We start from the raw sequence: 18,452 nt of genomic DNA, 5'->3' as shown, positions 1-18,452 counted from the left end.
CATCGTCCGTGCGGAGGGGTGCATGATCGAGCGGGTCCTCGAACGGCTGTCGTCCGACGAGCAGCACGGCCTGCGCCGGCTGTGCGATTGGCTGCGGATCCCCAGCATCAGCGCCGATCCGGACTTCAAGCAGCAATGCGCCCGGGCGGCGGAGTGGGCGGCCGAGCAACTCCGCGAGGCCGGGCTGGAGGCCGACCTGGTGCCCACGGGCGATCCGCCGGGCAGCGGCCACCCGATCGTGCTGGGCCGCACGCCCGCGGGCGCGGGCGAGGCCGGCCCGCACGTGCTGTTCTACGGGCACTACGACGTGCAGCCGCCCGATCCGCTGGAGCTGTGGCACACCGGCCCGTTCGATCCGGTCATCCAGCCCGCGACCGACGAGGTGCCGGCCGAGCACGTCGTGGCCCGCGGCGCGGTGGACGACAAGGGCCAGGTCGCGACGTTCCTCGAGGCGCTGCGGGCGTGGAAGGAGCTGAGCGGTGAGCCCGCGGGCGGCGTGCGGTACACCGTGCTGATCGAGGGCGAGGAGGAATCGGGCTCGGAGAACCTCGAGCGGTTCCTGCAGCAGCACAAGGCCGAGCTGGGCGGCTGCGACTTCTGCCTCATCAGCGACACGGGAATGCTGGGCCGCGGCAAGCCGGCGATCACCTACGGCGTGCGCGGGCTGGCGTACACGCAGGTCACGCTGCACGGGCCGGACAAGGATCTGCACTCGGGCCAGTGGGGAGGCCGGGTGCCCAACCCGCTCAACGAGCTGCCCAAGGTGCTGGCGCAGCTGTGGGACGCCGACCGCCGCGTGGCGATCCCGGGCTTCTACGACGGCGTGATCGAACCGACCGAGGACGAGCGATCGCGGTGGAGAGCGCTCGGCACCGATGCCGCCGCGGCGCTGCGCTCGGTGGGGCTCGAGTCGGCTGCCGACATCGGCGAGGCCGGCTGGAGCGCCCTGGAGCGAGAGTGGGCGCGGCCAACGGCCGAGATCAACGGCATGTGGGGCGGCTACACCGGCGCCGGCGCGAAGACGGTGATCCCGGCGCACGCGAGCGCCAAGATCAGCTTCCGGCTGGTGGCCGACCAGGAACCCCACGACATCGCGACGAAGTTCTTCGCGTGGCTGGAGGAGCGCACGCCGCCGGGCTGCCGGTGGGAGCTGACCGAGATGGCCGGCGGCCCGCCCGCGAGCCTCGACCCCGAGTCGCCCTGGCTTGGGCGGGCGGCCGAAGCGCTGAAGATCGCCTCGGGCTCGGACGCGGCGTTGATCAAGACGGGTGGCTCGATCCCGGTCGCCGGCCTGCTCAAGGAGCACCTGGGGCTGGACACCGTGTTCATGGGCTTCGGCCTGGAAGACGATCGCGTGCACTCGCCCAACGAGAAGTTCGAGGTGCCGTGCTACCGCCTCGGCGTGCGGGCCCACGCGGTGCTGATCGACCTGCTGCGGGGTGGCCGGCCGTGAGGATGGCGGATCAGGCCGCCCGCCGCCGTACGTCCTCGCCGGCCTCGGGGATGGCCCCGGCGGACTCGTCGGCGGTCGCTGCGGCGTCGCCGGTCGCGTCCTCGTCGACGGGGTCCACGTCGATGGGCTCCTCGTCGGGATCGGCGATGAGGCCGCGGGCGATCATGAGCTTCCGCTGCTGGTCGAGGATCTGCTTGGCCCGGGCGTGCAGCGCGATGATGTCCCGGCCGTCGCGGATGGCCGCCGACAGGACGAGCAGGATCGCCAGGACGCCGGCAGCGGCGAGCACGAGAAGCACCAGCGAGGCCTCGATGGACGCATGCTGCATGCCGTGTGCATCGGCGAGGCGGCGCGCCGAGTTGAGCCGCGGCGTCTTCGCGGCGCTGATGCTCGCACTGCTGGGCGTCGCGTCCGCGGCGCTCGCCCAGGACGACGCGCCGCCCGACGGCGGCGAACCCGCGGTCGTGGCCGGGGTCTCGCAGGGCGAGGTGGCGGTGTCGGCCATCGAGTTCGGTACCGGCAACTTCGTGCGACCGGGCTCGTGGATGGGGCTGCGGCTGCGGGTGCTGGACCAGGGCGTGCGGCAGCGGGAACTGCTCGTGCGGGTGGCCGTCCGGGATCCCGACGGCGACACCGCGCTCTACGAGCGGGGACTGGCATCGAACCCCGGGCAGCGGCAGGAGCTGTGGACCTACGTGCGGCTGCCGTTCGACTTCCGCAAGTCCGGCGACCTACAGGTGCGCGTGTTCGAGGCGATCGACGCCGACACCGAGCGGCCACGGGCGGGCCGGGTCGTCGGCGAGGTGCTGCTCCAGCCGGTGAACGTCGTGCCGGCCGAGAGCGGGCTGATCGGCGTGGTCGGCCCGCGGGTCGCGGGGCTCGGGGCGTACACCGAGCAGTCGCAGGAGGTCTACGACACGCGGCTGCACCAGCGGACCGCGCTGGTCAGCCGCCTCGACCCGGCGGCCATGCCCGACGAGTGGTTGGGTCTCGAGCAGTTCGGCACGATCGTCTGGACGCAGGGCGAGCCGATCGCGCTCGGGGCCGAGCGGACCGACGCGCTGCGGCGGTGGGTGCAGCGAGGCGGGCACCTCGTGGTCGTGCTGCCCGCGGTCGGCGGCACGTGGCTGACGGGCGAGCTGAACAACCCCCTGGCCGACGTGATGCCAGCGGTGACGGCCGAGAGAATCGCCGACTATCCCACGGCGCCGCTGCGGCCGCTGCTCACCCACCGAGAGGGGATCGCGCTGCCGCGGACGATGGCGGCGCACGTGTTCGACGTCGAGGACGCGGCGCGGGCGTCGACGGTGCTGGCCGGCGCCGGCGGAGCGCCCCTCGTCGTACGTCGCGCGGTGGGCATCGGCGCGGTGACGCTGGTGGGCCTCGATGTGGCGAGCGAGGCGCTGGCCCGCGTGGGCGCGCCCTCGGCGCAGACCTTCTGGCACCGCGTGCTCGGACGGCGGGGCGACCTGACGCCCTGGGCGTCGCGGCCCCGCGGCACGGTGCAGCCACCCCGGGTGGTGGTCCACTATGACGAGTCGATCGACTTCTCGATCGCCCAGACGGGCAGCCCAGCGTCGGGCGTGCTGCTGGGCTTCGTGGTGTTCATCGTGTACTGGTTCGTCGCGGGCCCCATCGGCTTCGCGCTGCTCAAGCAGGTGAAGCGCTCGCGGCTTGCCTGGGTCGGCTTCGTGGCGACGACGGCGGTGTTCACCGGCATCGCCTGGGGCGGGGCCGTCCTGCTGAGCCCGGCGACGATCCGCGGCAGCCACCTGACCATCCTCGACCACGTGTACGGCCAGCCCGTGCAGCGCTCGCGGACCTGGGCGGGCATGATCATCCCGCGGTACGGCGAGGCGACGGTGAGCGTCGGCGGGCCCCGCGGGTCGGCGAGCGAGCCGGTGGCGGCCTCGGTCTCGCCGTGGATGAGCCCCACGCCCAGCACCACGGGCGGCAGCTTTCCGGACAACCGCGGCTACCCGGTGCGGCCGATCGCACGCCTGGACGAGCCCATCTCGATGCGCTTCCCCGTGCGCTCGACGATGAAGGAGGTGCAGGTCGACTGGGCGGGTGGCATCGCGTGGGCGATGCCGACGCCCGTGGCGATCGACGGCGGTCCGGGCGAACTGCGGGCCACGCCCCGGCCCGATGGACTGCCCCTGGAACAGGCGGCGTCCGAGGCGGTCGGCTTCCTGGAGCACGACCTGCCGGGCGATCTCGAGGACGTCGTGATCATCGTGAATCCCGGCATGCTGCCCGTGCGGCCCGGCGTGAGCGCGAATGTGCCCATCAGCCGCAACGCGACGGCGTTCTCGCGGCCCGATCCGTGGCCCGCGGGCGAGCGGCTGGATCTCTCGGCCGAGACCCTGCTGACGGGCCGCGATCGGGCCCGGGCCACGCTGTCGAGATACGTGGACGATCAGGCCAACCGCTCGGTGCGCTTCGGGTCGGGCGGCGGGCTGAACACGAGCGCCGGAGAGATCAGCAAGCAGCTGGCGATCGCCTCGCTCCTCAGCCAGGCGGGCCCGCCCAGCGGCACGGGCGGCGGCGTGACCGCATCCTCGCTGACGGCGTCCACCGTGCGGGCGATGCACGGCTTCGATCTGGGCCGCTGGATGACCCAGCCGTGCATCATCGTGCTGGGGCACGTCGGCGCGAGGTCGGGCGACGCGCCGACGCCGACGCCCATCGAGGTCGACGGGCGGGAGGCGAACCTGTCGGGCCGCACCTTCGTCCGGTGGGTGTATCCTCTGCCCCCCGGGCCGCCGGCGATCGAAGCCGAGACCCCGCCGGCGGCGCCGCCCGCGCCCCGGCCCGGGGGCTGAGCGAGGGAGCCGCATGCCGATCATCGAGACGATCAACCTCACGAAGCGGTACGGCGAGCTGGTTGCGCTCGACAACCTCAACCTCACCATCGACGAGGGCGACTGCTACGGCTTCATCGGCCCCAACGGCGCGGGCAAGACCACGACCATCAAGATCCTCGCGACGCTGCTCAAGCCCTCCAGCGGGCAGGCGCAGGTCTGCGGCCACACCATCGGCTACCAGAATCGGCTCATCCGCCCGCTCATCGGCTACGTGCCCGATTTCATGGGCGCCTACCAGGACATGGTCGTCACCGAGTACCTGGAGTTCTTCGCGGCGGCCTACGACATCCACGGCAAGCAGCGGCGGACGGTCGTTAGCGACGTGCTCGAGCTGACCGACCTGACCTACAAGGCCAATGCCGAGGTCAGCGGGCTCAGCCGGGGCATGCAGCAGCGGCTGAGCGTCGCCCGCGTGCTGCTGCACGACCCCAAGGTGCTGCTGATGGACGAGCCCGCGTCGGGCCTGGATCCCCGCGCCCGCATCGAGATCCGCGAGCTGCTCAAGGAGCTCAAGCGGATGGGCAAGACCATCCTGATCTCGAGCCACATCCTGCACGAGCTGGCCGAGCTGTGCAACGTCGTGGGCATCATCGAGCGGGGCAAGCTGCTGTTCACCGGCACCGTCCGCGAGGCGCTCAGCCGCGCCCGCGTGGGCCAGATCCTGCACATCCAGGTGGTCGAACGCTCGCCCGATGCCGGCGAGGTGCTCGCCAAGCTGCCCGGCGCCAAGAAGGTCCAGCTCGTCGACGCCGACGACGGCGTGGAGATCCACCTCACGCTGGACCAGGAGGGCGCCGTCGCCATCGCCGACGTGCCCAACATCCTCGTCAACAACGGCTTCCGCCTCAAGAAGTTCACCGAGGAAGCGGTGAACCTCGAGACGGCATTCATGCGGCTGACCAAGGGGTTGGTGCAGTAGCGTCCCGGGCGAATTCCGTTCCCGCGGGATCTACCGCAGCATCCGATCGAGCAGGCTCGGGCCGTCGCTCGCGTCGTTCTCGGCCAGCAGCACCATGTCCAGGAACGACCACAGGTCGGCGAACTTGTTGATCGACTTCTCGGTGGACGTGCCCGCACCGTGGCCGGCGTCGACCTCGATGCGGATGAGCGTCGGATCGGCGCCGCCCTGGGCGTGCTGCAGGGCCGCCGCGAACTTGAAGCTGTGCATGGGCACCACGCGGTCGTCGCGGTCGGCGGTGGTGATGAGCGTGGGCGGGTAGTGCTCGTTGTATTGGATGTTGTGGTAGGGGCTGTAGCCCAGCAGCACCGGGAACTGATCGGCGTCGTCGGCGGATCCGTAGTCGGCCACCCAGAAGCGGCCCGCGCTGAAGAGCTGGAAGCGGAGCATGTCCATCACGCCCACCTCGGGGATGCAGGCCCCGAAGAGGTCGGGCCGCTGGGTCATGCAGGCGCCCACGAGCAGCCCGCCGTTGCTGCCGCCCATGATGGCCGTCCGCTCGGGGCTGGTGTAGCCCTGCTCGTGCAGGTACTCGGCCGCGGCGATGAAGTCGTCGAAGGTGTTCTGCTTGGCGAGCCTGCTGCCGGCCTCGCGCCAGGGCAGGCCGTACTCGCCGCCGCCGCGGAGGTTGGGTACGGCGTAGATGCCGCCGCTCTCGAGCCACGCGGCGCGGGTGATGCTGAAGCCGGGCCGCAGCGAGATGCCGAAGCCGCCGTAGCCGTAGAGCAGCAGCTTGTGGCTGCCGTCGAGTTCGATGTCCTCGCGGTGGGTGATGAACATCGGCACCCGTGTGCCGTCCTTACTCTCGTAGAAGACCTGGGTGGTCACGTAGGGGTCGGCGTCGAACTCGATCTCGCTCTCGCGGAACACTTCGGACTCGCCGGACGCGACGTGGTAGACGTATTGGGTGGGCGGACGGTTGTAGCTCGAGAAGGTGTAGTAGGTGGTCTCGTCCTGGATGCGGCCGCCGAAGCCGCCCGCCGACCCGATGCCCGGCAGCTCGACGGTGCGGACGAACTCGCCCTCGGGCGTGTACACGTTGATCTCGGGCAGCACGTCGCGGAGAGCCTGGGTGATGACGTGCCCGCCGACGAGGCTGGCGCCCGAGAGCGCCACGTCGCCCTCGGGGATGACCTCGACCCAGTTCTCGCGGGCCGGGTTGGCCGGGTCGATCGCGATGACACGGCCCAGTGGCGCGTCGTCGGTCGTGTAGACGAGCAGCCGCTGTTCGATCACCATCACGGGATCGATGCCGACGGCGTCGTCGCTCGTGACGGGCTGGATGTCACCCTCGACGTTGCCCAGCACGCTGTAGCGGGCCTGGAACTCGGTGACGATGGGCACGAAGCCGGCATCGTCGCGGAGATCGTCCACGTACAGCAAGTTCTGGGGCGCGGTGGTCTCGCTCGCTGTCATGAACAGGAAGGTACCGTCGTCGCTGACCGAGACGCCCCAGCCGCGGTTGGGGTTGGCCGGATCCTCGTAGACCAGCTCGTCGGTCCAGGTGGAGGAGCCGTCCTCATCGATCACGCGGCGGTGGAAGTAGACCTTCTGGTTCTCGTTGAGGCTGGTCAGCTCGGCGCTGCCGGTGGGGCGCTCGGGGTAGCGGCTGTAGTAGAAGCCGCTGCCGTCCTTGGCCCAGCTGATGCCGGTGAACTTGGCACTATCGATGAAGACGCCCTGGTCCTCGTCCGTCTCGACGTCGAGGACCTTGATGGTCCGCCAGTCGCTGCCGCCCTCGCTCTGGAGGTAGGCCAGCATCGTGCCGTCCTCGCTGGGCGACCACCCGGCGAGGCTAATGGTGCCCTCGTCGCTCCAGGTGTTGGGGTCGAGCAGCACGCGGCCCTCGCCCTTGGGCGTGCTCGCGACGCGGAGTTCGCTCTGGTTCTGCAGGCCGTTGTTGTAGCTGAAGAAGTAGGTGCCGCCGCGCTCTAGCGGCGTGCCGGTGCGGGGATAGTCCCAGATCTCCGTGAGCCGCGCCTTGTAATCGTCACGCTGGTCGGCGTGCCGCATCACGTCCTCGAACAGCTCGTTCTGTTCGGTGATCCACGCGCCCAGCCGGGGGTCGTCGGGGTCCTCCATCCAGCGGTAGGGGTCGGCAACCTCGACGCCGTGGAGCGTGTTGACGACGTCGGTGCGCTCGGCGTCGGGGTAGGCCAGCACGTGCCAGGGTTGGAGCTGGACGCGGTAGCCCGCCTCCCAGCGTTCCAGGGCGCGGCCGCCCATGGCGGCGGCTTCGAGCGGGCCCTGATGAGACGCGCGGTCGGGCGACGATCGGGTGCATCCGGCCAGCAGCGCGAGCGAGAGCGACACCGAAAACGCGGCAGCGAGGGCTTTCATCGGCACGTCCTTCCTGAGAGTTCCGCACGACGGCGTGACGCGGCGGGCCTGGTCGGGATGGTAGAGCCGCGAGGTGGTCCGGGCGGCACGGGATCGGGCCCGCGTTCGCCCTAGGCTGCCTGCCGCTGGCGGCGGGGAGCGTCCGCGGGCACGGCGGGGCAAGGGAGGGTGCGGATGCGCGAGCTGGCTTGCGTCGTGGGGTTGGTCGTAGTGGCGCTGCTGGCGGCGTCGCCGTCGACGCTCGCCATGTCCCAGAACGGCGGCGATGCAGCCGAGCAAGCCGGAGCGTCGCCACAGGCGGACGCGCCATCGCCCGAGGATGCCATCCAGCGCTTCGATCCGACGGGCGGGGACGCGGCCGCGTTCATCCGCACGCCGGTTAGCGAGTACCGCCAGCGGCTGGTCGTGCTGCCGCTCGACGAGTTGCAGGCCCACGGCGAGCGGAGCGTGGAGATGCTCCGCGTCATCGGCGAGTCGCTGGTGGAGGCCAACGTCCAGGCGCGGCGGGGCGAGGCCGCGGGCACGCCCATCGACGACGCCACGCGGGAGTTGCTGGCCACCCTCGAGCGGCTCCGCAACGAGGTGGCGGTGCGGGCGCGGCTGACGCTCGAGGCCCTGCGGGATCGCGGCATCGATGTCGCCCAGGACCTGGCGTACGTCGGCGGCGTGGCGGCGATCGAGGTCGCCGGCAAGCCGCCCGCCCGGGCCGAAGAGCCCGAGGCCAAGCCCGAGGAGGAGGCGCTGTCGGACCGCGTCGACGCGCTGGTGAGCGCGGTGCAGGCCGACCCGCCGGTGCACCAGCGTGCCGAGCCCTGGACGGTATCGATCTCGGAACTGCAACTCGAACTGCAGCCGCTGCGGGCGACGCAGATCGAGGAGCGGATCGAGGCGTGGCTCGGCCTGCTGCAGCAGCAGGTCCGCGTTCGGATCCGCCTGGACATAGCCGCCAGCAGCCGCGCCCAGAGCGCCGAGGTGCGGGCGGCGCTGGCCGAGCGGAGCGGCGAGCAGCAGGCGGTCATCGACGCGATCGTCGATCGCATCCGCGTGGTGGTCAAGACCTTCGAGCAGCGCGGCGGCGACGCGTCGGCGGCCAAGAAGTACATCGCCAACGCGACGGGCCAGCGGCTCAACATCTGGGATCCGGTAGTGCTGGTCCAGCAGGTCCGCACCATGTTCTCCAACTGGCTGACCAGCGAGACGGGCGGCATCGCCTTCGGCCTGAGCGTGCTCGGCTTCATCTTCACGCTCGGCATCTTCTGGGTCGTCGCCCGGCTCGCGGCCAAGGCCATCAGCGCCGCGCTCGTCCGCTCCAAGCGGAGCAGCCAGCTGCTGCGGCAGTTCCTGGTCGCGGGCACGCGGCGGTTGATTCTGCTGGTCGGGCTCGTGGTGGCGCTGGACAACGCGGGCGTCGACATCGGGCCGCTCATCGCCGCCATCGGCGCCGCCGGCCTGGTCATCGGCCTGGCGCTCCAGGGCACGCTGAGCAACTTCGCCAGCGGCATCCTGATCCTCTTCCTCCGGCCGTTCGACGTCGGCGACGTCGTGGATGCCGGCGGCGTGACGGGCAAGGTGCAGCGGGTCACGCTGTTCACCACCACCATCCTGACCTTCGACAACCAGATCAACTACGTGCCCAACAACCAGGTCTGGGGCAACGTCATCACGAACGTCACGGGGCTGCCCACCCGCCGCGTCGACCTCACCTTCGGCATCGCCTACACCAACGACATCGACAAGGCCCGCGACATCCTGTCCCGCGAGGTCGAGGCCCACCCCAAGGTGCTCGACGACCCCGCCCCGACGATCCGGGTGAATTCCCTCGGCGACAACTCGGTCAACATCGTCTGCCGTCCGTGGTGCCGAACCAGCGACTACTGGGACGTATACTGGGACCTGATGCAGTCCGTGAAGCAGGCCTTCGACAAGGAGGGCGTCAGCATCCCCTTCCCGCAGCGGGATCTGCATCTGCCCGGTCCGCTGGAGGTCGTGGTCACAGGCAATGCCACGAACGATCGCAGCGACAATGCCGCCGCCGCGGCCACCAAGTAGCAACCCGCGCCGCCCTCGCCGGTTGGATGCCGGCGTGCGGTGCGCGATGGCGATGATCTTGTGTGGCTTCGTGCTCGCGTCGGCCTGCGGCTGGTCGGCGTGGCGATCGCCATCCGCGAGCGGTGCGGTCGCCGGCCCCCAACTACCTCAGCCGACGCACGCCATCCCGGTCGCGATGCCCGGCCTGGACAACGTGGTGGCCTTCGCCGCGGGCCTGCTCTCGGGGTCGGCCCCGCACCGCGAGGGCGGACGTCCCGCTGGCCTGGACACGCTGCGGAGCCTCGGCGTGCGGACGGTCATCAGCGTCGACGCCGCGCCGCCCGAGGCCGACGCCGCCGCGGCACGCGGCCTGCGGTACGTGCACCTGCCCATCGGCTACGACGGCATCCCGCCGGAGCGTTGCGTCGAGCTGGCCCGGGCGGCCCGGGACGCGCTGCGGGCCGGCCCGGTGTACGTCCATTGCCACCACGGCAAGCACCGCAGCGCGGCGGCGGCGGCGGTCATCGCGGTCGCGCTCGGGATGGACGACGCCGACGCCATGCTCGCCCGCATGCGGGTGAGCGGCACGAGTGAGCACTACGCCGGGCTCTACGCATGCGCGGCCGACGCGAGCATGATCCCGCCCGCCGCCCTGGATGCGATCGATGGCGAGTTCCCCTCGGTCCTCCGGCCGGAGGGCCTCGTGGCGGCCATGGTCGAGGCCGATCACGCCCTGGCGCACCTGAGGACGATCGAGGCGGCCGGCTGGCGGACACCGCCCGAGCATCCGGACCTCGTGCCCGCAGCCGATGCCGGCCGCCTGGCGGATGCGCTGCGGGTCTCCGCGGAGGACGACGATTCACGCGGCGCCACGTTCGCGACGATGATGGTCGAGAGCGCCGAGGCCGCCTCGGTCCTCGAGCAGATGCTGCTCGATCGCGCGACGCCTGCGCGGCTTGCGGCACAGCTCGAGCGGGTTGCGCAGTCCTGCATCGAGTGCCACAGAGCGCACCGGGACTAGACACGGGAGGATCGCATGCTCCGCATGCTCATCGTGCTAATCGCGTCCACCGCCGTTGCTGCTCAGCCGAGCGCCGACTACCGCGTCGTCGTTGAACGCGAGCGGCTGGGCTCCTTCTGGGGCGCGGTGCTGGTGGTCGATCGCGGTGAGGTCGTGCTGGCCGAGGGCTTCGGCCTGCAGGACCCCGAGAGCCTCGACCCCATCGACGCGGACACGCTGTTCGACATCGGCTCGGTCAGCAAGCCGATCACCGCGATCGCCGTCCTGCAACTCGTCGAGCGCGGCCAGCTGACGCTCGAGACGACGATGCGGGACCTCTTCGGAGATCTCGCGGGCGAGGACGGCGATGCGATCACGATCCGCCATCTGCTGACGCACACGGCCGGACTCGACGATCGCCGGGCGCTGCAGCGGCTCGACCTCGACGATCGCGACGAGGCCGTCCGCCTCGCGCTCGCGGCTCCGCGGCAGTCCCCGCCGGGCGAACGCTGGGCGTACAGCAACGCGGGCTACGTGCTGCTGGCCGCGGCCATCGAGGTCGCAACGGGCCAGGGCTTCGAGGCCGTCGTCCGCGAGGGCGTGTTCGAGCCCGCCGGGATGACCGCCAGCGGCTTCCTTGATGGGCGCGGCGTGGACGGCCCACTGGACGGCGATCGCTTCTCGGTGCGACAAGTGATGCCCCAGGGACGGCGCATCCGGCGGGGCCTGCTCGACGACGGCTGGGGCTGGGGCCTCCGCGGAGCCGGCGGCGTGCTGACCTCCGCGGGCGACCTCGCCCGGCTGCACACGGCACTGCTCGCGTCGCGTGACGGCCGGGAAGGGGCGCTGCTGCGACCCGAGTCCATCGAGCGGATGGACCTGGTCGCCATCGAGGGGCCCGTGCCCATGGCGCTGGGCTGGATCGGCCTCGATGCGCCCGACGGCACGCCGAAACGATCGCACGGCGGCTCGACGCGGGGGTTCCTGGCCGAGTGGCGGCGCTATCCGGATCGCGGCGCCACCATCGCGGTGCTCACCAACACCGACGGCGATCCGCGGGGCCTGGCCGACGCGCTCGAGGCCGAGCTGCTGGGCATCGCGCCGTCCCGCGTGGACGTCGAGATCCATAGGGAGGGCGTGGCCTTCAATCGGCACGACCACGGCACGGTGTCCGAGCCGTCGTTCGACATCAAGCGAGCCGATGACGAGATCGTGCTGACCGCCGAGGGCGATCGGGGCGTCGCGCTGGTGCTCCGCATGAGCGAGGTCACGGCGAGGCGGGCCGCGGCGTCGCTGGTGAGCATCGCGGAGATGGACCTCGACAACGCCGTCAACGCGACGAGCCTGGGCCTGGGCACCCGGCCGTACGAAGCCTCGGGCGATCGCCTGGTGATCGACGACGACTGGCTCGAGCTCCGCGTGCAGCCCGACTACAACCGCCAGCCGGGCCCGACGCTGATCGTCGACGATCCGGCCCGCGGCTTCTGGCCCGTGCTGCTGCGGCTGAGCGACGAGGACGCGGCAACACTGACAAGGTTGCTTGGCGGCTGATGTCCCGTGCGATCTTCGTACGGCGCAGCCCCCTTACGAGTTGCTCGAACCGGCGTCGGGGCACGCCGTGCCACACTCGGGACAGGTCGGTTCCTGTAGCCCCTGCAGCGAGTAGCCGCAGCGGGGGCAGGAATCCGTCGCACGGGATGGACCCTGGGCGGCGAGTCCGGCCCCGATGGCCAGGCCGATGCCGGCCCCCATCGAGATGCCCATGGCAATCCAGAAGCCGACGTCGCCGATGAGCACGCCGAGGACCGAGCCCAGCATTAGGCCAAAGCCGGAGCCGAGCGCCAGCGCGAGGCCGAGGTATCGGGTGTCCATGGGGCGAGCCTACTCGTGGAGAGGCCGCGTGCCTACTGGACTTGTGTCCGTTGCTTCCACCCCTCCATCGCTGCGCGATCCGTCAGGTCGTACCGCAGCGGCGTCACCGTCACCGCGCGCTTGAAGAGCCAGTCCACGTCGGTGCCCTGCTCGGTGGCCTGGAAGTCCATGCCGCCGGCGGCGGCCCAGAAGTAGGCGCGGCCTCCCGGGCTGACGCGGCCCTCGAAGCGGTCGACGTGGCCGTGCGTGTTCATGGGGCAGACCACGATCGGCATCGCCTCGTCCGCGCTGGCGGGCGGCGGGGGCGGCGGCGCGGTCGTCACGCGGGTGTCGGACTGGTCGAAGTTGGTCGGCAGTCCCGCGCTGGTTCGCTGCTGCTCGGCCGCGGCGCGAGCCTCGGGCGTGTCCTCGACGGGCTCCTCGCAGCGGGGCACGTTGACATTGAGCACGGTGTGCGGATCGGGCAGGCCGCCGGCGAGCAGCGTCTCGATCGCCCGGCGCGCGTGGATCGCGCCGATGTCGAAGCGCGTCGAGCCCCGGCCCAGGTGCAGGCTGACGGCGATGGAGGGGATGCCCAGGAATGCGCCCTCGATGGCGGCCGCCACCGTGCCGCTGTAGATGACGTTGATGCCCGCGTTGGCGCCGGCATTCATGCCCGAGATGACCAGGTCGGGGCGCTCGCCGGCGCCGAAGCGGCGCGGCCAGATCTCGCTGAGGGCCAGCTTGACGCAGTCCGCGGGGCGGCCGTCGATGGCGGTGCCGACCATCCGCTCGCGGACGCGGGCGGGTTCGACCATGAGCGGCTCGTGGAAGGTCACGCCGTGGCTCGTGGCGCTCTGCACCGTGGCGGGCGCAACGGCGTAGGCCTCGTCGATGGGCGTGCCGGCAATCCTGAGCGGACCGCCGAGGGCGCCCTCGAACCCCGGGATGGTGTCCATGAGGGCGTCGTAGAGGGCGACGATGCCCGGGGCCCGGACGCCGTCGTCGTTGGTCAGCAGCACTCGCATGGATGCAGCCTAGGAGGGCGTCGCGGGTCGTCCGTCGTCATTGGCCGGCGTTGCGCGAGACTCATGCGCCGGCGTGTCGCCCGAGTTCGATGGGGCATCGTCGAGCGACACGACCACCGTCTCGCGCTCCCGGCCGTTCTTCTTGAATCGGCGGCGGACATGCTCCGGAGAGGACACGCCGAGCAGAAGCAGCACGGCGTCGAGGAATCTCATCGCCCGGCCGCCGGTTCGCCACGCCCCTCGAGCCGTGCGAGCGCCCGCGACAGGAACGCCTTGTGGCGGCCCAGCAGCAGGTCGGCCCGCGTGGCATCGACGATGGTGCCGCTCGTTCCCAGCAAGTAGGTCACCCGCCGGGGGATGCCGAGCGGCCCGAGCATCCCCAGGGCGCGGAGGATGGACTTGTCCTCGTCGGCGATGATCGGGAAGCCCAGATCGTGCCGGCCGGCGAAGCGATCGTGGCTGGCGCGGCCCTGGGGGCTGATGCCGGCGACGCGGAGGCCCGTCGACGCCAGCGCCTCGGCGTGCTCCGCGACCCCGTCGCGCATCATGCAGGCCTGCCGGGTGCACATGGGCGTGCCATCGGCGGGATAGCTGTACAGCAGCAGCGGGGCGCGGCTCGCGAGCACGGCCAGCGGCGTGGCGTCGTCGCACAGCCCGGGCGTCGCCGGAATCTCGACATCGGGGATCGCATCGCCGGCCTTCAGCACGGGCGACTCTAGCGCGGTACGCTGTGCGCTATGCCCGTCGCGGAACGCCTGAGGCCCTTCGGCTCCACCGTCTTCGCTGATATGGCTGCGCTCGCCGCCCGGCACGATGCCGTCAATCTCTCGCAGGGCTTCCCGGATTTCGACGGTCCAGCACCGGTGCTCGAGGCCATGGGCCGCGCCGCCGCCGGCAACCGCAACCAGTACGCGCCGACGCATGGCGTGCCGGAGCTCCGCCGCGCGATCGCGGACTGGGCGGCGCTCTTCGGGGGCCCGGCGATCGACCCAGATGCCGGCGTCACGGTGACCTGCGGCTGCACCGAGGCCATCGCCGCCACGGTGCTCGGGATGATCGACCCCGGCGACGGCGTCGTGCTCTTCGAGCCGTTCTACGACAGCTACCTGGCCACGCTGCACATGGCGGGCGCGAAGGTCATGCCCGTGCCGCTCGCGCCCGACGACGAGGGCGTCTTCGTGTTCGACGAGGGCCGGCTCCGCGAGGCCTTCGCGACCGGGCCCCGGGCCATCCTGCTCAACACGCCGCACAACCCGACCGGCAAGGTGTTCACACGGACCGAGCTCGCGCTCATCGCCGATCTCTGCATGGAGCACGACGTCGTCGCCATCACCGACGAGGTCTACGACCACCTCGTGCTCGATGGACCCGACGAGCACGTGCGGCTCGCGGGCCTGCCCGGCATGGCCGAGCGGACGATCACGTTCGGCAGCATCGGCAAGCTGTTCAACGTCACGGGCTGGAAGGTGGGCTGGGCCGTGGCGCCGCCCGAGCTGACCCGGGCGGTGCGGGCGGGCCACCAGTTCCTCAGCTACGCCGCCAACACGCCCGCGCAGGTCGCGTCGGCGCTGGCGCTCCGCGAGCACCTGGGCTTCACGGCCGAGCTGCGGACGCACTTCCGCGCGATGCGGGACCTGCTGTCCGAGGCGCTCCTGGACGCGGGGCTGCGCGTATTCGGGGCGCCTTCGGGCTACTTTGTGATGGTCGACCACACGGCTGTCTCCGAGCGGCTCGGTGTGGACGGCGACGTCGAGTTCTGCCGCTACCTCGTGGAAGAGATCGGCGTCGCGGCCATCCCGCCGAGTTCGTTCTACGTCGATCGCAGGTTGGGCCGCCCATTCGCCCGCTTCGCGTTCTGCAAGACGCGGGCGACCATCGAAGCCGGTGCCGAGCGGCTCGGGAGGCTCTAGGTGATCGCGGCGCTCGGCCAGCGCGTCTCGCGGGTCTTCCAGGCGATCGTGCCCGATCCGTTTGCCATCGCGATCGGGCTGACGGTCCTGACCGGCGGCATCGCGCTGGCCTTCGGCAGCTTCGCGGGCCTGCCGGCGGACCACGGCCTCGGCGCGCGGGCGGCGGCCCTGGTGGACGCCTGGTCGGACGAGAGCACCGGGCTCTGGCGGTTCCTGAAGTTCGGCATGCAGATGTGCCTCATCCTGGTGACGGGCTACGCGCTCGCCGCCAGCGGCCCGGTATCCCGCGGGCTCGACGCCATCACGCGGTGGCCCGCGACGCCTCGGCGGGCGGTCTGGCTGGTCGCGACGACGGCCGCCACGCTCGGGCTGGTGAACTGGGGGCTGTCGCTGATGGCCGGCGCGATCCTCGCCTCCCGCATGCACGCGGCCATGCGCGAACGGGGCGTCGGCGTGCCCCTGCCGCTGCTCGCCGCGGCGGGCTACCTGGGCCTGCTCACCTGGCACGGCGGGCTGTCGGGCACGGCGCCCTTCTCGATGACCACGGCCCAGGCGGCCTCGTCGATCATGCCGGCGGCCGAGTTCGAGCGGCTCGCCGGTGGGGGCCTGGCGCTGACCCGCACGGTGCTCTCGCCGATCAATCTCGTCGCCAGCGGGGGCGTGGTGTTGCTCGCGCCGCTGGTGCTCGCGGCGCTCACGCCCGCGACCGCGCGCGTCACGCCGGCGGCCCCGCCCGTTGCGGCGCCGCAGTCCGCGGCGCCAGCCGCCACGGGCTTCGTCGGATTCGTCGAGCGTTCGCCCATCGTGCCGTGCATCCTCGCGGCGCTGCTGGTCGTCGTGCTGGTGCGGTACGGCGGCAGCCGCGGCTGGCTGCGGCCCGGGCTCAACGAGGTCAACGCCGCCATGCTCGCCATCGGGCTGGTGGCGCACGGCTCGCTGCGGTCCTACGTCGCCGCCGCCGAACGCGGGGCCGCGGCGTGCGTGGGCATCATCCTGCAGTTCCCGCTCTACGGCGGCATCATGGGCATGATGGCCGCGAGCGGCCTGGCCGCGGGCATCGCGGGCGGGCTCGCCGGCCTGTCCACGCCGCAGACCATGCCGCTGTTCACGTTCGCGTCGGCGGCGGTGCTCAACCTCTTCGTGCCCTCGGGCGGCGGCCAGTGGGCCATCCAGGGGCCCATCGTGCTCGAGGCCGGGGCGGCGGCCGACGCCGACCCCGCGCTGCTCGTGCTCGCGGTGGCCTACGGCGACCAGCTCACCAACATGCTCCAGCCCTTCTGGGCGCTGCCGCTGCTGACGATCACCGGCGCGTCGGCCCGCGACGTGGTGGGCTATACCGCGCTGGTGATGCTTGCGGCGGCGGCGTGGATCGGCGGCTGCCTCGTGGTCGCCGGCGTCCTCAGCGGGACCGGCGGATGACCAGGATCGTCCGGTCGTCGTCGGCCGGGGCATCATTCGTGAAGCGGCGGACCGCGGCGTCGACGGCGTCGACGATCGCGGCCGCATCGCGCTCGCTGGTATCGGCCAGCACCTGCGACAACCGCTCGATGCCGAACATCTCGCCGCGCTCGTTGGCCGCCTCGGAGATGCCATCGGACACCAGCAGCAGCACGTCGCCGGGCTCGAGCGCCACGCACCGCTCCCCGTCGGCGTCTAGCGCATCGACCAGACCGAGCGGGAAGGTGTCGGTCGGCAGCCGCTCGATGGCGCCCGTCGCGCGGCGGTAGACCAGCTGGGGATCCTGCGCGGCGCTCACCATCGTGATCGAGCCCCGCTGGGCATCGAGCTCGCCGAACCAGCCGGTGACGAATCGCCCGTCGGGCAGCCGGTCCCGCAGGTTCTCGTGCAGGATGCCGGCGATCGCCAGCGGGCCGCCCTCGTGCGGCCAGGCCACGCGGCACATCGCCTGCAGCTGCGTAACGGCCAGCGCCGGCCCGATGCCGTGCCCCGTCGCGTCGGCCAGCAGCATCGCGACGCGCGGCGAGCCGTCCCGGTCCGGCAGTGCAAACACGTCGAAGGTGTCGCCGCCGGTCTCCTCCGCGGGAGTGCTCCGGCCGGCGAAGTCGAAGCCGTCGATCTTCGGCAGCGTCGCCGGCAGCGTGGCCTCCTGGATCCGCCGGGCGACGAGCAGATTGTCGTGCAGCTGCCGATTGAGCCGCTCCTGCGTGCCCTCGTAGCGGCGGAGCAGCGAGACCAGCCCAAGCCCCGTGATCGACAGCACGCCGACGGCGGCGGGGGCGGCGATCAGCCAGATCCAGCGGGTCGCCTCGCGGCTGGTGCGCACGACCTCGTCCACCGGCTGGTGCACCAGCAGCCGCAGCCCGGTCTCGTTGATCGGCTGGGTCGCGACGTAGTGGAAGTCGCCGGCCAGGAACTCGACGATGCCCGCCGCCGGCTCGTCCATATCGCCCGCAGCGGTGATCGCCTGGCTCTGCGCTCCGTGATCGAGGCCTGCAATGAGCCGCTTGCGCTCGAAGCTGAAGTTGCGTAGGCCGGGGTTCTCGCGGATCTCCGGGTGGCACAGGAGCTGGCCGTTCGGCTCGATGAGGCAGGCAAAGCCGCCCTCGGGGAGGTTGGCGAGCGTGCCGTCCTCGATGACCCGCTGGAGCTTCTCCCAGTCCTCGCCGCCGTACTCGATGTGGCCCATCGTCTCGGGCAGCAAAGAGGCAATCCGCGTCGCGAAGTCGCGATTCTGGTCCAGGATCGTCTGCTTGATCACGCCCGCGAAGGACCGCTGCACGATGCGGAAGGTCCCGAACCAGCCCACGGCGAGCACGACGGCCTGCACGATGAGCGCGGAAATCAGCAGCGTCCGCCGGGTGGGCCGCCTGCCGAACGGATTCCGAAGCCATCGCCACATGACCAGTGTCGCCTCCGCCCCGAGGGCCCATCGCGGCCGCACGCGATCCCGGATGACAGGAGATGTCCGCACCCCGGCCGATTGTTCCCGCCGACGCCCCACGAGCTACCGTCCGCCCCGCGACGGCGCCTCGATGGAGGCCGCCAGCTGGATCACG

15 protein-coding genes are annotated in these 18,452 nt (G+C 71.6%); 8 read left to right on the top strand and 7 right to left on the bottom strand.

Annotated elements, in window-relative coordinates; translation table 11 throughout:
- Positions 1-22: 22 nt before the first annotated feature.
- Positions 23-1,453, top strand: coding sequence for a M20/M25/M40 family metallo-hydrolase (locus AAFX79_06615; protein MEO1008220.1), 1,431 nt, complete (start codon positions 23-25; stop codon positions 1,451-1,453).
- Between the two features lie 10 nt (positions 1,454-1,463).
- Here the strand turns inward: AAFX79_06615 and AAFX79_06610 are convergent, their stop codons facing one another.
- On the bottom strand, positions 1,464-1,781 hold the full coding sequence (locus AAFX79_06610; GenBank protein ID MEO1008219.1) for a hypothetical protein: 318 nt from the start codon (positions 1,779-1,781) through the stop codon (positions 1,464-1,466).
- A gap of 31 nt (positions 1,782-1,812) precedes the next feature.
- On the opposite strand from AAFX79_06610, the gene AAFX79_06605 reads away from it, so the two are divergent.
- Positions 1,813-4,278 carry a hypothetical protein gene (locus AAFX79_06605; protein MEO1008218.1) on the top strand — a complete coding sequence of 822 codons (2,466 nt, stop codon included), beginning with the start codon at positions 1,813-1,815 and terminating at the stop codon, positions 4,276-4,278.
- A gap of 13 nt (positions 4,279-4,291) precedes the next feature.
- On the top strand, positions 4,292-5,239 hold the full coding sequence (locus AAFX79_06600) for an ABC transporter ATP-binding protein (GenBank protein MEO1008217.1): 948 nt from the start codon (positions 4,292-4,294) through the stop codon (positions 5,237-5,239).
- A 30-nt stretch (positions 5,240-5,269) separates the two neighbouring features.
- Here AAFX79_06600 and AAFX79_06595 read toward each other — a convergent pair whose 3' ends face one another.
- The gene (locus AAFX79_06595; GenBank protein ID MEO1008216.1) at positions 5,270-7,618 is read right to left on the bottom strand and encodes a prolyl oligopeptidase family serine peptidase; all 2,349 of its coding nucleotides are present in this window, start codon (positions 7,616-7,618) and stop codon (positions 5,270-5,272) included.
- A 174-nt stretch (positions 7,619-7,792) separates the two neighbouring features.
- Here AAFX79_06595 and AAFX79_06590 point away from each other — a divergent pair, with 174 nt between their 5' ends.
- From AAFX79_06590 to AAFX79_06580, 3 genes are read left to right on the top strand one after another with little or no spacing between them, the layout of a single operon-like run.
- Positions 7,793-9,667 (top strand): mechanosensitive ion channel family protein, encoded by a 1,875-nt coding sequence (locus tag AAFX79_06590; GenBank protein MEO1008215.1) that lies wholly within the window; start codon positions 7,793-7,795, stop codon positions 9,665-9,667.
- 46 nt (positions 9,668-9,713) lie between these two features.
- A complete protein-coding gene (locus AAFX79_06585; GenBank protein ID MEO1008214.1) occupies positions 9,714-10,667 on the top strand; it encodes a tyrosine-protein phosphatase in 954 nt (317 codons plus the stop codon).
- 15 nt (positions 10,668-10,682) lie between these two features.
- Entirely contained in the window at positions 10,683-12,197 is a 1,515-nt protein-coding gene (locus tag AAFX79_06580) for a serine hydrolase domain-containing protein (GenBank protein MEO1008213.1), read from the top strand.
- 33 nt (positions 12,198-12,230) lie between these two features.
- Here the strand turns inward: AAFX79_06580 and AAFX79_06575 are convergent, their stop codons facing one another.
- Genes AAFX79_06575 through AAFX79_06560 form a run of 4 tightly spaced genes read right to left on the bottom strand, consistent with a single transcriptional unit; the run spans position 12,231 to position 14,232 of the window.
- Positions 12,231-12,518 carry a hypothetical protein gene (locus tag AAFX79_06575; protein MEO1008212.1) on the bottom strand — a complete coding sequence of 96 codons (288 nt, stop codon included), beginning with the start codon at positions 12,516-12,518 and terminating at the stop codon, positions 12,231-12,233.
- A 32-nt stretch (positions 12,519-12,550) separates the two neighbouring features.
- The gene (gene surE / locus AAFX79_06570) at positions 12,551-13,525 is read right to left on the bottom strand and encodes a 5'/3'-nucleotidase SurE (GenBank protein MEO1008211.1); all 975 of its coding nucleotides are present in this window, start codon (positions 13,523-13,525) and stop codon (positions 12,551-12,553) included.
- Between the two features lie 9 nt (positions 13,526-13,534).
- Positions 13,535-13,738: a hypothetical protein gene (locus tag AAFX79_06565; protein ID MEO1008210.1), complete on the bottom strand. Its 204-nt coding sequence runs from the start codon at positions 13,736-13,738 to the stop codon at positions 13,535-13,537.
- Positions 13,735-14,232 (bottom strand): peroxiredoxin, encoded by a 498-nt coding sequence (locus AAFX79_06560; GenBank protein ID MEO1008209.1) that lies wholly within the window; start codon positions 14,230-14,232, stop codon positions 13,735-13,737. The genes AAFX79_06565 and AAFX79_06560 overlap by 4 nt, the downstream gene beginning before the upstream one ends.
- A 30-nt stretch (positions 14,233-14,262) precedes the next feature.
- Between AAFX79_06560 and AAFX79_06555 the strand changes: the two genes are divergently transcribed.
- Complete coding sequence (locus AAFX79_06555; protein ID MEO1008208.1) at positions 14,263-15,435, top strand: aminotransferase class I/II-fold pyridoxal phosphate-dependent enzyme; 1,173 nt, start codon at positions 14,263-14,265, stop codon at positions 15,433-15,435.
- Complete coding sequence (locus tag AAFX79_06550) at positions 15,436-16,854, top strand: TIGR00366 family protein (protein ID MEO1008207.1); 1,419 nt, start codon at positions 15,436-15,438, stop codon at positions 16,852-16,854. It begins immediately after the preceding gene.
- Here the strand turns inward: AAFX79_06550 and AAFX79_06545 are convergent.
- Positions 16,835-18,295: a PP2C family protein-serine/threonine phosphatase gene (locus tag AAFX79_06545; protein ID MEO1008206.1), complete on the bottom strand. Its 1,461-nt coding sequence runs from the start codon at positions 18,293-18,295 to the stop codon at positions 16,835-16,837. The genes AAFX79_06550 and AAFX79_06545 overlap by 20 nt on opposite strands.
- Positions 18,296-18,452 lie beyond the last annotated feature (157 nt).

The sequence above is a fragment of the Planctomycetota bacterium genome, assembly GCA_039819165.1.
Taxonomy (GTDB): domain Bacteria; phylum Planctomycetota; class Phycisphaerae; order Phycisphaerales; family UBA1924; genus JAHCJI01.
The sequence above is the reverse complement of the archived record's forward strand: the minus strand, read 5'-3'. Positions and strand labels throughout refer to the sequence as shown.

Bases quoted from the DNA above. Each gene is read 5' to 3' on its own strand.
- AAFX79_06615 (MEO1008220.1), top strand. From the start codon at position 23: ATGATCGAGCGGGTCCTCGAACGGCTGTCGTCCGACGAGCAGCACGGC.
- AAFX79_06610 (MEO1008219.1), bottom strand. From the start codon at position 1,781: ATGCAGCATGCGTCCATCGAGGCCTCGCTGGTGCTTCTCGTGCTCGCC.
- AAFX79_06600 (MEO1008217.1), top strand. From the start codon at position 4,292: ATGCCGATCATCGAGACGATCAACCTCACGAAGCGGTACGGCGAGCTG.
- AAFX79_06595 (MEO1008216.1), bottom strand. From the start codon at position 7,618: ATGAAAGCCCTCGCTGCCGCGTTTTCGGTGTCGCTCTCGCTCGCGCTG.
- AAFX79_06590 (MEO1008215.1), top strand. From the start codon at position 7,793: ATGCGCGAGCTGGCTTGCGTCGTGGGGTTGGTCGTAGTGGCGCTGCTG.
- AAFX79_06585 (MEO1008214.1), top strand. From the start codon at position 9,714: ATGGCGATGATCTTGTGTGGCTTCGTGCTCGCGTCGGCCTGCGGCTGG.
- AAFX79_06580 (MEO1008213.1), top strand. From the start codon at position 10,683: ATGCTCCGCATGCTCATCGTGCTAATCGCGTCCACCGCCGTTGCTGCT.
- AAFX79_06575 (MEO1008212.1), bottom strand. From the start codon at position 12,518: ATGGACACCCGATACCTCGGCCTCGCGCTGGCGCTCGGCTCCGGCTTT.
- surE (MEO1008211.1), bottom strand. From the start codon at position 13,525: ATGCGAGTGCTGCTGACCAACGACGACGGCGTCCGGGCCCCGGGCATC.
- AAFX79_06565 (MEO1008210.1), bottom strand. From the start codon at position 13,738: ATGAGATTCCTCGACGCCGTGCTGCTTCTGCTCGGCGTGTCCTCTCCG.
- AAFX79_06555 (MEO1008208.1), top strand. From the start codon at position 14,263: ATGCCCGTCGCGGAACGCCTGAGGCCCTTCGGCTCCACCGTCTTCGCT.
- AAFX79_06545 (MEO1008206.1), bottom strand. From the start codon at position 18,295: ATGTGGCGATGGCTTCGGAATCCGTTCGGCAGGCGGCCCACCCGGCGG.